This is a genomic window from Chryseobacterium tructae, from assembly GCF_030409875.1.
GTDB classification, from domain to species: Bacteria; Bacteroidota; Bacteroidia; order Flavobacteriales; family Weeksellaceae; genus Chryseobacterium; species Chryseobacterium tructae.
Map to the genome: position 1 here is coordinate 697464 of NZ_JAUFQR010000003.1, position 14109 is coordinate 711572.

The following is a 14109-nucleotide window of genomic DNA, read 5'->3' on the forward strand; positions in this document are numbered from 1 at the left end:
TCATAAAAACAAAAAGCGAAGAATTACTCTTCGCTTTTTTATTTTATTTACTCTCTGGCCCGCCATCAGGGACATTCTTGTTTTTTGGTTTAGGCTTATCAGTCTTTTGTTGAGGGACATTGTTCACCTTACCTGTTGACATTGGTTGTGCCGGTTGGGTATCTATCGTTTTTAAGTTGTCAATGTTGTTAAGATTACCTTGAGGAACATTTTGGTTTTTATTGACAGGTGGAGTAGGAGAGCCCGGCTGTTGAGGGAGTGCATTACCCTTGTTATCGGTGGCCTGGAAGCTGAGGTCACTTTTTAGATAATTCAGCATTTCTTTAGCTCTTATTCCTTCCGGAGTTTTTGAATAGTTTAAGGCAATCTGTTCAAGCTGGAGGATCATTACTTCCTTTCCACTGGATTTTCCTGAATTGAAAGCATTCAACAAATAGAGTTTCGGAACCAGTGCATCTTTCGGATACTTCTGAATCGTTTGGTCTATAACATCCTTGCTTTCCACAAATTTCTCAGATTCGTATAAAGCATAAGCTTTTTTATACTCATTTTCTACATCTGCCGTAGATTTTACAAAAGAATTATTTTTTGGGTTTCTGGCAAATTCGGCATACGAAGTATAAGGATAATCAGTTAACAGAATTTGTTTTGCTCTTTCTGAAGCCTGAGGAGTTTTCTCATAATTCATGGCGAAAATCTCATACAATGCCTGGAGCATTACTTTTTCTTCAGGTTTTACATCTACAAGATCATACAAGGTTTTAGTCGCAAGAGGGGTATTGGTAAAATAATTCTGATACATAATACCAAGCCCTAAAGAAGCCGTATCTCTATCCTTTTTAAGCTGTGCCAGTTTACCCTGATCCGTAGGAATCTGCTCTATATAGTAAGCCGGTTCAAAACGTCTTGGATTAGGAGCTGTAGTCACCCCAAGAGCTTCGCTTTTCATATCCTCAATAGTAGCCATTTTTTTTGAAAAACGCCAGTTATCAGAAAGAGCTCTTTCTCCCCATACCTGCTTAAATGAGGAAGTTCCTTTACTTACAGTTCCGGTATTATTGAAATAAAACCCTTTCGTTGTTACTCCAAAGTCTTCAAAAGCATTGGCATTATTATTCGCAAAAATAGAATTTGAATTATAATCTCCTGCATCAAATCCTTTATTTCGTTCTGCTCGTCTTCTTTCCTGTTCTTCTTTCTCCTCTTTGATCTTTAATTTATCAATGTATTTTGAGAAAAAGTCTGTCCTTTGTGTATTATCCATTTTGGCTAAAGAAAGGATACTGTCGTTCTTTTTAATCAGATAATAGTTCTTGGAAATCTTTTTAATATAGGCAGATTGATCTTTCAACAAAATCTTTGAAGGCTCATAGGTCATTACAGCAAGTGCAGAATCATAATACGTTCCGGCACCGATATAATCATTCTTTTCAAAATAGCCTTTTCCTATCTCATAATAAGCAAGCCCACGAATCTGTGGGTCAGAAACCTTTTCAAATAAAGACTTCCTGAAAAATTGTTGTGCTTCATCTTTTTTACCTGCTTTATTGGCCATAAGTCCCAAAGCATACAAAAATTCATTCTTTCTGGAACCATAAGTTCCTTTTTTGCTAATCCCTTCCAGGTAATTTTTGGCTCCGTTATAATCACCTTTACCATTAAAAGTTTTAGCAATAGCAATTTGAGATTTTACTTCAAATTCAAAATCGTTAGAAAATTTATAAGCTGCTGTATAACTTTCTCTCGCCTTATCATTCTGGTTCAGCGTTTCAAGAACCTGGCCTCTTAAATAAGCAATTCTGCTCTTTAGTTTTCTATTGGAATTAAGCTCAAAAGCCAAATCAAGTTCTCTGGCAGCATCTTCTTTTTTTCCCGCATCCAAAAGAGATTCGGCATAATAAATGCTCAGCAGCTTAGCATAGCTTTTATTGATTTTATCATCCTTTAGCTTAGCAAAAGTCTCATGTGCCCTGTGATAGTCTTTGATTTTATCATAAGCTACACCCTGATAAATTCTTGCCAGAGGAATCCTCTTATCATCCTTCATATGGGTGAAAACATAATTAAGGGCATCCAGAGCCTCCAGAGGTTTATTCCGATATATTCTTGCTTGGGCAAGGATGATATAAGCATCAAAAATCTGCTTATTCTTTTCTTCACCATTTCTGGTAACCGAATATTTGTTGATGGCCTTTAAAGCCTTGGCTTCAGCAATCTCTAGTGTTGTTGCACCCTTAGCCTGATTTCCATCAGGATTGGTAGGATCATTTCCAGGGCCACCGGGCATATTAGGAGTTCCGGAATTTCTTCCAGGTCTGTTGGCAACTTCTGCCATCTTCATAGAGTTCTCAGCAAAAGCTGTGGATTGCCCAAGATCACTTCCCAAAGGCTGATCCTCAAAAGTAAGAATAGAAATATAAGGAGCATAGAAATTGTCTTTATGTCCCTTATCTCTTGTGGTAAATTCACTGTTTAGTGCATCTTTAGCATTAAATAGTGTGTTATAGTATGTAGAAAATCCCTTCAATAGTTTGGATCGCTGCTCCGGCTTTTTTACTTTGGTACCACAGGAAGCAACAAGGCAGATCACTAAAAGGAACAATATATTCTTTTTCATTATTCAATATAACTTGCTAATCTGCTTTTTATTATCAGCAGTTTGATGATTTTGTAAAAATAATAAAATTTTATAATGAATAATATTTATATTTCTCCCGGAAATATTTTATTTCATCTTTATGACTGTTAGAAATCGCTATGATTTTTAAATCGCAGAAATCTCTTTCAGAATTTTATAAACGAGGTGCGTAGGAAGTCCCATAATGGTATAAAAACTACCTGTCAGACTTTTAATTTTTGCCATCCCCAGCCATTCCTGAATTCCATAGCTTCCGGCTTTATCAAAAGGCTTATAATTTTGGATATAATACTGTATCTCATCATCAGTAATATCATCAAAGATCACATCAGCCACATCCGTTTCTGTAAATGTCTGATCAACAGTTTTGATGGTGATTCCCGTATACACCTGATGTGCTCTTCCCGAAAGATTTCGAAGCATATGTTGAGCATCAGCTTCATCTTTTGGCTTACCCAGAATCTGTTGATTGATGGCAACTACGGTATCGGCAGTTAATAGAACTTCGCCTGCAGCTAAGCTTCTGAAGGCTTCAGCTTTTAGTTCAGATAAATAAGCCGCCGCTTCTTCTATTTTAATATGCTCAGGAAGGAGTTCTTCACAATCGATTTTTACAACCTCAAATTCAAAACCAAGGCTTGAAAGAAGCTCCTTTCTTCTTGGTGATTGTGATGCTAAAAGTAATTTCATAAATAGGTTTATACAGATTGTGTGTTATCATCGTGCCAGTTCCCCTGAACTTTCATTACCTGTTCGATTACGTCACGTACAGCTCCGCTTCCTCCTTTTTTAGTAGAAATATAATCAGATATACCTTTTACTTCAGGAACAGCATTTTCAGGACATGCAGCAATAGCAGAACTTTCCATGATATGAATATCAGGAAGATCATCTCCCATGGTCAGGATCTCCTCATTTTTAAGATTGTATTTCTTCTTAAAATCTTCAAAATCCTCAATTTTATTATGAGATTTTGGATAATAATCCTGAATACCAAGGTAGTTGATTCTGTGTTTTACCATTTCATCGTTCCCGCCGGTAATAACTCCGATTAAGTAGTTGTTTTTTAGCGCCTTAACGACCGCGTAGCCATCAAGGACATTCATTACCCTGCACATATTCCCTCCAGGCATCAGATAAACGCTTCCATCTGTGAAAACTCCGTCTACATCAAATACAAAGGCCTTAATATCCTTTAATTTCTCTTTATAACTCATACATTTTTTGAATAGAATGATTCATTGTCTTATAAATGGTAAGACTTTCTTCGTCTTGTAATAACTGCTCATGTAATTCTAAAACCCTAAGATCATTTCTTACCGCAGGCCCAGTCTGAGCCATTTTAGGTTCTATCTCATGGATCTTCTGAACTGTTTCATCAATCAATGGTAAAAAATAATCGAACGGAATTTCCTGGGAATCTGAAATTTCTTTAGCTCTTGAAAAAAGATGATTCACAAAATTGCAGGCAAAAACAGCTGTTAGATGAATATATTTCCTTTTTTCATGATTGCTTTCCATCACATTTTTTGAAACCCTTGAAGCCAGTTCAAAGAGTATTTTTGTATCCTCTTCATTTTCGGCTTCAATGAAAAACGGAATTTTGTCATATTCCAGCTCTTTGGATTTTGAAAAAGTCTGTAACGGATAGAAACTTGCCTTTCTGTATTCTCCATTTAACGTTTCCTTCGGAAGTGAGCCGGAAGTATGAGCTACCAGACAATTCTTTTTAGCAATTCTTTTCGAGACTTCTCCTACAGAATTATCACTTACACAGATGATATACAGATCAGCATCTTCCAGATGTTCCGTAGAATAAGGAATATTTAGCTCTTCAGAAATTTTACTCAATTCCTTTTCGTTCCGCCCAAAAATTTGGGCAAGGGAAATACCTTTCAAAGTGAACGCCTTTGCGATATGAAAAGCTACATTTCCGGAACCGATAATTACAATTTGCATCTAACAAATATAAGATTTTAAGCCGAGTCGGAAAAGAAAGAACAATCCGGAAACTCGAAACTTAAATATAGGCACGTTTATTGCGTAAGTGTCTCATATTATTTTTAATATTTAAACTGAAAATTGAATAATTAATTTAACTTTCAGTTATTTTTGTAATCCAAAACAGTGAAAGGCATCTTATGAAGATTAAGGACGCGGAGATTATTTCGTTGATGCAGAATCCACGAACACAGGATAAAGGTGTTCGTGCCTTGATGGATGCCTATCAAAGCAGATTGTACTGGCACATACGAAGGATTATTGTGGACGGAGATCTTGCCCAGGATACTTTGCAGGAAACTTTTATTAAAGCTTATCAGAATTTTCATCAGTTTAAAAACGATAGCCAGTTGTATACATGGCTGTATAGAATTGCTACCAATGAAGCATTACAACAAGTTAATAAATTGAAGAAAATGCAGAAAACGGATGAAGATCCGGAGTATCACATGCAAAATCTGGTGGCAGATAATGTGGCAGGAGATGCAGAAGAGATACAAACTTTATTACAGAACGCTATACAAAGCCTGCCCGAAAAACAGAAACTGGTATTTATGATGCGGTATTATGATGATTTACCCTATGAAGAAATATCTAAGATTGTAGATATGTCAGTAGGAACATTGAAAACGAATTATCATTATGCTAAACAGAAAATAGAAGATTATATTAAGGAAAATTACGAAAGATAATTTTTGACAAAACAAAGATGAAAGAGTTCGACATAGAAAAACTAGAACGTAAAAACATTTACACAGTCCCTGAAAATTTGTTTGAAAATATTCAGGAGAGGGTTATGAATGATATAAAGCCGGAACAAAAAGCACCAGCACCGGTCTTTAAATTAAATTGGATGTATGCAGCAGCAGCGTCATTGGCTTTGATCTTTGGAGTAACTTTTATTTTTAATTCCAATAATGATTCAGTAGATAAAAACCTGAATTCAAAAGAGGCATATACTCTTCATAAAGGTGAGCCTAAAACAGATGCTGAGCTTGCTTATGAAACATTGCAAAATGATTTAACTTCTGTTGAAAATAATAATCAAACAATTGTAAATCAGAAAAATAATACTTCTTTGGCCTTGAAAAGCGAAGAAGAAAATGGAAAAGAGACTGTTTCGCAAAAAACAGTGAAACCTGCAACAAAAAAAGAAGAAACACGGATGAATGAATATCTGGATTCGTTCTCCAATTCTGAAATTGCAGAATTGGCGAGCAATTCGACCCAAGATGTTTATTTGGATTTATATAACTAATAAAGAAAGATGAAAAAGATAATATTGACGTTTTTTATTATTTATGGTTTTGGCTTAAATGCTCAAAATTCAGATTATGACTGGAAAAAGATGGATCCTAAACAAAGAAAGGAGGTCATCAATAACCTTTCTCCTGAAGAAAGAAAGGAATTGCTTAAAAAATTCAGAAATAATATGATCATGGATAATCTGAATGTAGATCCTGGAGATAAAGCAGAATTTACACAGCTTTATAATGAGTATCTAGACAGTCAGAAACAGATAAAAAGTCAATTTGATCCAGGCTTTAATCCTGAAACATTATCTGATGATGAAGCTAAAGCTAAATTACAGCAAAGTTTTGAAATAGGGCAGAAGCTTTTGGATAACAGAAAAAGATATGCAGAAAAAATGCAGCAGGTAATTCCCTGCCAGAAAGTTCTGAAGCTGTTTCAATCTGAGGGAATGATGAGAGATAAAATGAATGAAAGAAAACCTCACGTACATAATAACACTTCGGGATCTAAACAAAACCCATAATAGTTTATTTTTTTAATGTTGGACGGCTCTTACAAATCTTTTTTGTGAGAGCCGTTTAATTTTCCCTTTAAATCTATACTTTTGCCGAAAAAATAATAAATGAAAAAAGTATTCTTCTTCTTGCTGATAGCAGTTTCATTAGCAGCACAGAAAACAGAATTAGTAGAATTGAAGCAAAACATTAAAGATCGAAGAGGAATTGCAAAATCAATAACCATTATTGATAACCGAGCTGATAAAGAAATAGGGAATACCTTGTTTCATAAAGACACCTATACATTTAAATTTGCGAATGATGATTTGAAGAGCCACATTGAAAATTGGTTCTTAAAGGATAATAAAACGAGAGGAAATAATGATATCGTTTTATTATTAGAAGATTTAAAGGTTTATTGTGAGGATCCGGAAGCAAAATTACCTACTACAAAAATTAAAATTAAACTTTCAAGTTTTATCAAAAGAAACAATAAGTATTATTTTCTAAACCGTTTTCAAAACATTATTACTTCTGACTCTAGCTTCCCTAAACATGTGGCAGCCCAGATATCAAGTGCTGTAACTGGTACGATCAGGGATTCTTATACATGTTTACCTTTGGTGGGGACAATTTCTGAGGAAGAATTACCGAATTATGAGCAATATCTTACTAAGATTTCTCCTGTTTTTGGGAATGCTGAATTAAAAGATGGAGTGTATAAAGATTTTAGATCGTTTTATGATCAGAAGCCTGAGCCGGGATATGTTATAGATAAAAACAAAAAAGGAAGAGTAACCAATATTAAAGATACGAATGCGACTTTGAATCAGGAGGTCATAGATAACGAATTAGTATTCGGGTATATAGAAAATGGTAAAGCATACAGATCTACACCGGCTGGATATCTGGAAATGATAAAAGACGATAAAGGGTTTTATGTTGTTGCCAATAAATCAGAACTTTTTGCTGCCAATGGAGCCAATGGAGCCAGTGGAGCCATGATCGGAGCTATGGCAGGAGGAATTGTTGGAGCATTGATTGGGGCAGCTATTGATTCCGGGTCTAGCAGAAGGGGCAGCAATGTAGATACTTCAAATATGCCGAACATATATCTTGATTCATTAACCGGAAGTTATATGTTTGACTAATCATAGAGAGAAAATAGAGAGAGTTTTTTTAGATTTTATCGGGTTTTTTAAATAAATTGATACAATAAGATCATGAAACACAATAATCTCTCGCTTTTTTTTATCTTTGCAAATTACAAGATTCTTAAATGAAAAACATACGAAATTTTTGCATAATCGCTCATATCGACCATGGTAAAAGCACCCTGGCAGACCGTCTTTTGGAGTATACTAATACTGTTACTCAAAGAGAACTACAGTCTCAGACGTTGGATGATATGGATTTGGAAAAGGAACGTGGGATTACGATTAAATCTCATGCGATCCAGATGGATTATGAATATAAAGGAGAAAAATATATTCTAAACCTGATTGATACACCGGGACACGTTGACTTCTCTTATGAAGTTTCCCGTTCTATTGCTGCTTGTGAAGGAGCACTTCTTATTGTGGATGCTGCTCAAAGTATTCAGGCACAAACCATCAGTAACTTATATTTAGCATTGGAAAATGATTTAACGATCATTCCTATTTTGAATAAAATTGACCTTCCATCTGCTAACCCTGAAGAAGTAACAGATGAGATCATGAATCTTATCGGATGTGAATATGAAGATGTATTGAGAGTGTCAGGAAAGACAGGAGAGGGAGTTCATAATCTATTAGAACAAATCGTTGAAAGAATCCCTGCACCTGTAGGAAATCCTGACGGGCCACTTCAGGCTTTGATCTTTGACTCTGTTTATAACCCATTCAGAGGAATTGAGGCATACTTCAAAGTGGTAAACGGAAGTATTACTAAAAACGAAAAGATCAAATTCTTCGCAACAGGAAAAGAATATGGAGCTGATGAGGTAGGGACATTAAAATTAAAGCAGGTTCCAAAGAAAACCATTCAGTGTGGAGATGTAGGATATTTGATTTCTGGTATTAAAGATGCCCGTGAAGTAAAAGTAGGAGATACTATTACTTCATTTGAGAACCCTGCAGATGGTCCTATCGATGGTTTTGAAGAAGTAAAACCAATGGTATTTGCGGGTATTTATCCAATTGAGTCTGAGGATTTTGAAGAATTGAGATTCTCTTTGGAGAAACTAAGACTAAATGATGCTTCTTTGGTTTTTGAACCGGAAAGTTCTGCTGCTCTTGGTTTTGGTTTCCGTTGCGGATTCTTAGGAATGCTTCACATGGAAATTGTTCAGGAACGTTTGGATAGAGAGTTCGATATGAACGTGATTACAACAGTTCCTAACGTATCGTACTTTGGGTATACTAAAAAAGAACCTGAAGTTCCAATCCTGATCAACAACCCATCTGAAATGATGGATCCTTCTACAATGGATAGAGTAGAAGAACCTTTCATTAAAGCATCTATCATTACAAAATCTGACTTTGTTGGAGCAGTAATGACTTTATGTATCGAGAAAAGAGGAGAGATCGTTAATCAAAGTTATTTAACTTCAGAAAGAGTAGAATTAATCTTCAATATGCCTTTGGCAGAAGTCGTTTTCGATTTCTATGACAGATTGAAATCAATCTCTAAAGGATATGCGTCATTCGATTACCATCCAATCGGATTCAGAGCTTCCAAGCTTGTAAAAATGGATATCCTGATCAATGGGGATATGGTAGATGCTCTTTCATCTCTGATCCACGACAGTAATGCTTACTACATCGGAAAAAGGATGTGTGAAAAGCTTCGTGAACTAATCCCAAGACAACAGTTTGATATTGCTGTTCAGGCAGCATTGGGAGCAAAAGTTATTGCCAGAGAAACTATTAAAGCTCTAAGAAAAGACGTTACCGCAAAATGTTACGGTGGAGATATCTCCAGAAAACGTAAACTATTGGAAAAGCAGAAAGAAGGTAAGAAGAAAATGAAGCAGATCGGAAGGGTAGAAGTACCACAGTCTGCGTTTATGGCTGTATTGAAGCTGAATGATTAATCATCGATTATATAAAATAAAAAACCGGTTATTGACCGGTTTTTTTTATGTATTGATCAAAGGAATATCACCTGTTGATTTTTAAATAAAAAGAAATTAAACATAAAATAAATTTTTAATAAGGGTTCATTCTTTGTGTTATATTTGCTGCAAAATTAATTTCCATGAAAAAAATCTATTTACTCGGTGGGCTTTTTTTTACTGTTTTATTCTATTCACAAAGCCTTGTGGGAGGGATCAATTCAGGGAGTACATCCAGTGAGACTCTTATTCATACAGTGGGAGAAATCTATGTGATTCCCACCAATCCTGATCATCAGAATACCGGAACACCAGGAATTTTATATCAAACTGTTTTAAACGTATTAGGCGTTAATGAAGTTATTGCAGAACAGGAAAAAGTAAGTGTTTATCCTAACCCGACTGCAAATTATATTACCCTCAATGTGTCTTCAAGAATAAAGCCAAGAGAAGTTATGATATATGATATGTCTGGTAAACTGATCTCTCAAAAAGAGATTAAAGAAAACCGTATCGACTTGTCTTTTCTTACCCAAGGAATTTATATGCTGATATTTAAAGATTCGGAACTAAAACCAGTAAAAGTTATTAAAAAATAAATCAAACTAAAACCATGAAAAAAATATATACCCTTCTTGTAGCTCTGTCTGCAACCCTATTTACCTTTGCACAAGTTCCTGAAGCATTTTCTTATCAGGCTATTGCTTTCAATTCAACGGGATCTCCGGTTGCTAACGGAAATGTTTCAGTGAGAATTAGCATTTTGAATAACTCTGTTAATGGATCTAGCATGTATACAGAGACCCATACCAAAACAACCAATTCAAAGGGATTAGTCAATCTTAATATAGGGCAGGGAACACCGGTTTCCGGTTCATTTTCCGGAATAAATTGGGCCGCAAGTTCTAAGTTTATTAAAGTAGAAATGGATCCTGCAGGAGGAACTAATTATACCAATGTCGGGACCAATCAGTTAATGGCTGTTCCTTATGCAATGGTAGCCAATAAGGTGAACGTTTCCTCTAAAGATTCATCAATAGGAGATGATATCATTGAAAGTAAAAGCAGTAATTATTATTTTCTGGATAAGTTCGATCGAAAAATTTATGCTTTCAACTCTAAAACAGGTATCTGGTCTTCAAAGTTATACAATGTAGAATACACAAATAATAACATTACTCCAACCATTAGTGCCTCTAATGGAAATATCATATTTACAGACAAATATGAACGTACAGTAAACGTTTTTAATTCCAAAACGGGGAATTGGTCATCTCAGCTGTTTAATGTTTGGTATTATAACAATGGTCATTCAAGCCCTGAAGTGGTAACAATGGATAACGGAAATGTAATGTTCATTGATAAAGAAGATCATAAAGTATATACATTCAATTATATAAGCGGTACTTGGTCTGGGCAGGAATTCAATGTTGGCTATCCTAATAACAATAGTACTCCTACAGTGATCTATTCAGGAAGTAACTTTGGATTTGTAGATAAATATGAGCACAGCATCAAAGTATTCAATTCAAAAACGATGGAATGGAAGACCCAGGAGTTCAGTATTGGATATTTTTATAATAATGGAGGACTAGGAAATCCCGAAATTACAGCAAACAATGGAAACTTTATGTTTACGGATAAATATGACCATAAAGTCTATGTATTTAATTCAAAAACAGGAAATTGGGTGGCACAGGAATTTAATGTTGGATATTTTAATAATAATATGAGTGTACCTACAACAGGGGTATCCGAAACCAAATAATTTTGAAACCGCATTCCTTGTAAAGAATGCGGTTTTTTATTTAATTTCAAAATACATGTTTTGATCTTTGATTATTTTCTTATCATAATTCATTGTAAAAGGCTCAGATTCAGTACTACCGAAAGATAACTTAAACTCTCCCTTATCTTTTCCGGGGAGAAAATTTACAGAAGCAACTATAATTTCGTCAGGACCAAGTTCCCAATAAATACGATTCCATGATGGATCTCCGCAAACTAATGCATTGTCATTCTTTAATAATTGCCATTTTTTCTTGTCATTAAAAATAGCTGGAAATAAGTTTTTAAATTCCGGTAAAATTAGTGTACGACCGGAAATATTTTTTATAAATACGGGAAATGATTTATATTTCTTTAATGTCTTGGTTTCAAAATTATATGCATATTTTGGAATCGTATCCTGCACTTTGGCTATTATTTTTACATTTTCTGGGCTTAATGAATCGTAAACGATGTCTTTCTTAGAAAAGGTAATCCTATCTAAAGAAGGATAGAAGTATTTTGAAAGAATATAATCTCTTACCGAATCCTGTTCTATTTTAAAACCTGGAGGCGGTGGAGGCGGAGCCAACATGGTTTTATAATATTTCACATTGATAGATGAGGTTTCTTTTCCAATATAAATAATTCCGGTTCCTGATTCTCCAAGACCTTCATTAAAATGTTGAAAAGTAAGGTTCTCCTTTTTTTCATAATGCAAGGTAATTGAATCTGCAAAGGATTCTTTTTTGCAAGAGATTACCCCAAGAATAAAAATAAGGTATAAAAGCTTTTTCATAATTAAGTAAAAATAGTAAATATTTATTCATAGCTTTGCGTATTCGTAACGCAAATTAATTTATGGGGTCACCAAAAAAATTACAGGATATAAAAGTGGCTGTAGATGCAGTTATTTTTGGATATTTCGATAAGAAAGATCTGCAGATACTTTTAATCAAAAGAAATATAGAACCTTTTAAAGGCGGATGGGCACTTCCGGGCGGGCTCGTTTTAGATGATGAAAATCTGGATGATGCTGTAAAAAGAGAGCTGCATGAAGAAGCAGGCATAAAACCCGATTTTTTAGAACAACTCTATACATTTGGTAACGTAGGCCGCGACCCAAGAAATAGAGTGGTTTCTGTGGCTTATCTGGGGCTTGTGAACCCATCTTATCATGAACTCTTTGCTGACTCTGATGCAGATGATGCACAATGGTTCAGCGTCAATCAACTTCCTTTAGTGGCGTTTGACCACAAAAGTATTATTGATATTGCTTTAAAAAGGCTTCGTACCAAAATTCAATACCAACCGATCGGCTTTAATCTTCTCAATGAAGAATTCCCTTTTTCAGACCTTGAAAATCTTTACAAAACCATTGTAGGACAGGAAATAGACCGAAGAAACTTCCGTAAAAAAATCATGAGCTACGGATTGCTTAATGAGACTAATAACGTTAAAAAAGAAGGCAGCGGAAGACCAGGAAAACTCTTTACTTTTAATCAGGAAAAATATAAGGAATTGGAAGAACAGGGATTCTACTTCGAAATCAAATAATTTTTAAACACAAATGTCCTACAAAAATATGATTGTGAGGGCGCTGTTCATAATAGTGTCAAATACAAAATACAAGAGAATATACATAAGATACATTCAATAGAAACGGACTTTAGTTCGTTTTTTTTATTCAAAAAATCCGAAGGCTTTAGCCAAAACCTACTAATGATCTTTCATGGGTGTGAAATTTAACCATTGATAATCAGTGTGTTAATTGTATTAGTGTAAAATAGACGCAAATAAATTTGGCAAATAAAATGATATTATATTACATTTGCGTAGAAATAACACAATATGAAATACACCATACAAAATATTAAAGAGAAATTTCAGAAGAAACAAAGGATAAAGTTTTTATTTTTCTGGGGACATACGGTTAAAAATGAAATCACCAAGTCATGCTTTAGCCAATGGTTTACAGGAGCTTTTGAAGAAAATGGAATCGTTTATAAAACGGCGGAACATTATATGATGGCAGGGAAAGCAAGATTATTTAATGACCATGAAAACTTAGAAAAAATATTGCAGGCACCCACTCCTAATCAGGTTAAAAGCCTGGGCAGAAAAGTAAAAAACTTTGATCCGAAACTTTGGGATGAGCACAAATATGAGATTGTAAGACAAGGAAATCTTTTAAAATTTTCACAGAATAAAAAATATAAAGACTTTCTTTTGTCAACAGGTGATAAGATCCTGGTAGAAGCCAGTCCTTATGATACCATCTGGGGAATCGGAATGCTGGAAACAGATTCAAGAGCAGAAAATCCTTTATTATGGAACGGAGAAAACCTTTTAGGATTTGCTTTGATGGAAGTAAGAGATGAATTAAGAGGGTAAAAACACAATAACCAGTGACAAAATAGTACTCTGAAAAGGTAAGTCCTGATGAATACTAAAAAATGTTTTGCAAAACTATGTCCTTTTTAATTAGCGTAATAATAACACAAAAAAAATGATCAGTATGGAAGATGAATTAAGACCAAGATTTATCGAGTCATTACAAAGAAATAATGATCAGATCAGAGAAGACCGTGCGCGAACGATCGGAGAAGATTCAGAGTTGATTTACAGGCGCAAGGTAGAAGATATCGAGTTGAAAATAAAAAGACTCGAACGTGAGCAGGAAGGACTTATTGATGTTAGTCCTTTGGATAGAAACAGTTTGACTTTTGCGGATTTTAATCCCGAAGCATTCGTTCAGAAAGACATGGAATTATCATTAACAATCAGAAATCTGAATATTCAGTTAGAAGTTTCTCAAAAGAGATTTGAATATTTATTTGGAAAAACATTTTAAT

At 34.7% G+C, this 14109-nt stretch carries 15 protein-coding genes; 10 read left to right on the top strand and 5 right to left on the bottom strand.

The genetic code is table 11. The annotated features are described in order from the left end of the window. Window positions 1-43 precede the first annotated feature (43 nt). From porW to QWZ06_RS26875, 4 genes are all read right to left on the bottom strand, one after another. Window positions 44-2617, bottom strand: a complete 2574-nt coding sequence (gene porW / locus QWZ06_RS26860) for a type IX secretion system periplasmic lipoprotein PorW/SprE (RefSeq protein ID WP_290302207.1) — start codon at window positions 2615-2617, stop codon at window positions 44-46. 147 nt (window positions 2618-2764) lie between these two features. Next, a complete protein-coding gene (locus QWZ06_RS26865; RefSeq protein ID WP_290302209.1) occupies window positions 2765-3328 on the bottom strand; it encodes a Maf family protein in 564 nt (187 codons plus the stop codon). A gap of 8 nt (window positions 3329-3336) precedes the next feature. Then, entirely contained in the window at window positions 3337-3855 is a 519-nt protein-coding gene (locus tag QWZ06_RS26870; protein ID WP_290302210.1) for a KdsC family phosphatase, read from the bottom strand. Next, window positions 3845-4597 carry a Rossmann-like and DUF2520 domain-containing protein gene (locus QWZ06_RS26875; protein ID WP_290302211.1) on the bottom strand — a complete coding sequence of 251 codons (753 nt, stop codon included), beginning with the start codon at window positions 4595-4597 and terminating at the stop codon, window positions 3845-3847. Before QWZ06_RS26875 ends, QWZ06_RS26870 begins: the two co-directional genes overlap by 11 nt. A gap of 182 nt (window positions 4598-4779) precedes the next feature. On the opposite strand from QWZ06_RS26875, the gene QWZ06_RS26880 reads away from it, so the two are divergent. The 7 genes from QWZ06_RS26880 to QWZ06_RS26910 all read left to right on the top strand — a co-directional run bounded on the left by QWZ06_RS26880 (window position 4780) and on the right by QWZ06_RS26910 (window position 11255). Then, a complete protein-coding gene (locus QWZ06_RS26880; RefSeq protein ID WP_290302212.1) occupies window positions 4780-5331 on the top strand; it encodes an RNA polymerase sigma factor in 552 nt (183 codons plus the stop codon). A gap of 17 nt (window positions 5332-5348) precedes the next feature. Then, entirely contained in the window at window positions 5349-5897 is a 549-nt protein-coding gene (locus QWZ06_RS26885) for a hypothetical protein (protein ID WP_290302213.1), read from the top strand. A 9-nt stretch (window positions 5898-5906) separates the two neighbouring features. Continuing rightward, complete coding sequence (locus QWZ06_RS26890; protein ID WP_290302214.1) at window positions 5907-6416, top strand: hypothetical protein; 510 nt, start codon at window positions 5907-5909, stop codon at window positions 6414-6416. A 99-nt stretch (window positions 6417-6515) separates the two neighbouring features. After that, entirely contained in the window at window positions 6516-7541 is a 1026-nt protein-coding gene (locus QWZ06_RS26895) for a hypothetical protein (RefSeq protein ID WP_290302215.1), read from the top strand. Window positions 7542-7669: 128 nt separating this feature from the next. Next, window positions 7670-9466: a translation elongation factor 4 gene (gene lepA / locus QWZ06_RS26900; protein WP_290302216.1), complete on the top strand. Its 1797-nt coding sequence runs from the start codon at window positions 7670-7672 to the stop codon at window positions 9464-9466. 164 nt (window positions 9467-9630) lie between these two features. Continuing rightward, window positions 9631-10086, top strand: coding sequence for a T9SS type A sorting domain-containing protein (locus QWZ06_RS26905; protein WP_290302217.1), 456 nt, complete (start codon window positions 9631-9633; stop codon window positions 10084-10086). Window positions 10087-10100: 14 nt separating this feature from the next. Continuing rightward, window positions 10101-11255: a DUF8740 domain-containing protein gene (locus tag QWZ06_RS26910; protein ID WP_290302218.1), complete on the top strand. Its 1155-nt coding sequence runs from the start codon at window positions 10101-10103 to the stop codon at window positions 11253-11255. A 36-nt stretch (window positions 11256-11291) separates the two neighbouring features. Here the strand turns inward: QWZ06_RS26910 and QWZ06_RS26915 are convergent, their stop codons facing one another. After that, window positions 11292-12053, bottom strand: a complete 762-nt coding sequence (locus QWZ06_RS26915; protein WP_290302219.1) for a hypothetical protein — start codon at window positions 12051-12053, stop codon at window positions 11292-11294. A gap of 62 nt (window positions 12054-12115) precedes the next feature. Between QWZ06_RS26915 and QWZ06_RS26920 the strand changes: the two genes are divergently transcribed. From QWZ06_RS26920 to QWZ06_RS26930, 3 genes are all read left to right on the top strand, one after another. Continuing rightward, window positions 12116-12811 (top strand): NUDIX hydrolase, encoded by a 696-nt coding sequence (locus tag QWZ06_RS26920; RefSeq protein WP_290302220.1) that lies wholly within the window; start codon window positions 12116-12118, stop codon window positions 12809-12811. A 294-nt stretch (window positions 12812-13105) separates the two neighbouring features. Next, on the top strand, window positions 13106-13648 hold the full coding sequence (ybiA, locus tag QWZ06_RS26925) for a riboflavin biosynthesis intermediates N-glycosidase (protein WP_290302221.1): 543 nt from the start codon (window positions 13106-13108) through the stop codon (window positions 13646-13648). 124 nt (window positions 13649-13772) lie between these two features. After that, window positions 13773-14108, top strand: coding sequence for a hypothetical protein (locus QWZ06_RS26930; protein WP_290302222.1), 336 nt, complete (start codon window positions 13773-13775; stop codon window positions 14106-14108). Window position 14109: the final 1 nt, after the last annotated feature.

What these genes read in the sequence shown, in the direction of transcription:
- QWZ06_RS26915 (WP_290302219.1), bottom strand. Translation starts at nt 12,053, where the DNA reads ATGAAAAAGCTTTTATACCTTATTTTTATTCTTGGGGTAATCTCTTGC.
- QWZ06_RS26875 (WP_290302211.1), bottom strand. Translation starts at nt 4,597, where the DNA reads ATGCAAATTGTAATTATCGGTTCCGGAAATGTAGCTTTTCATATCGCA.
- QWZ06_RS26930 (WP_290302222.1), top strand. Translation starts at nt 13,773, where the DNA reads ATGGAAGATGAATTAAGACCAAGATTTATCGAGTCATTACAAAGAAAT.
- QWZ06_RS26885 (WP_290302213.1), top strand. Translation starts at nt 5,349, where the DNA reads ATGAAAGAGTTCGACATAGAAAAACTAGAACGTAAAAACATTTACACA.
- porW (WP_290302207.1), bottom strand. Translation starts at nt 2,617, where the DNA reads ATGAAAAAGAATATATTGTTCCTTTTAGTGATCTGCCTTGTTGCTTCC.
- ybiA (WP_290302221.1), top strand. Translation starts at nt 13,106, where the DNA reads ATGAAATACACCATACAAAATATTAAAGAGAAATTTCAGAAGAAACAA.
- QWZ06_RS26905 (WP_290302217.1), top strand. Translation starts at nt 9,631, where the DNA reads ATGAAAAAAATCTATTTACTCGGTGGGCTTTTTTTTACTGTTTTATTC.
- QWZ06_RS26870 (WP_290302210.1), bottom strand. Translation starts at nt 3,855, where the DNA reads ATGAGTTATAAAGAGAAATTAAAGGATATTAAGGCCTTTGTATTTGAT.
- QWZ06_RS26865 (WP_290302209.1), bottom strand. Translation starts at nt 3,328, where the DNA reads ATGAAATTACTTTTAGCATCACAATCACCAAGAAGAAAGGAGCTTCTT.
- QWZ06_RS26890 (WP_290302214.1), top strand. Translation starts at nt 5,907, where the DNA reads ATGAAAAAGATAATATTGACGTTTTTTATTATTTATGGTTTTGGCTTA.
- QWZ06_RS26920 (WP_290302220.1), top strand. Translation starts at nt 12,116, where the DNA reads ATGGGGTCACCAAAAAAATTACAGGATATAAAAGTGGCTGTAGATGCA.
- QWZ06_RS26880 (WP_290302212.1), top strand. Translation starts at nt 4,780, where the DNA reads ATGAAGATTAAGGACGCGGAGATTATTTCGTTGATGCAGAATCCACGA.
- QWZ06_RS26910 (WP_290302218.1), top strand. Translation starts at nt 10,101, where the DNA reads ATGAAAAAAATATATACCCTTCTTGTAGCTCTGTCTGCAACCCTATTT.
- QWZ06_RS26895 (WP_290302215.1), top strand. Translation starts at nt 6,516, where the DNA reads ATGAAAAAAGTATTCTTCTTCTTGCTGATAGCAGTTTCATTAGCAGCA.
- lepA (WP_290302216.1), top strand. Translation starts at nt 7,670, where the DNA reads ATGAAAAACATACGAAATTTTTGCATAATCGCTCATATCGACCATGGT.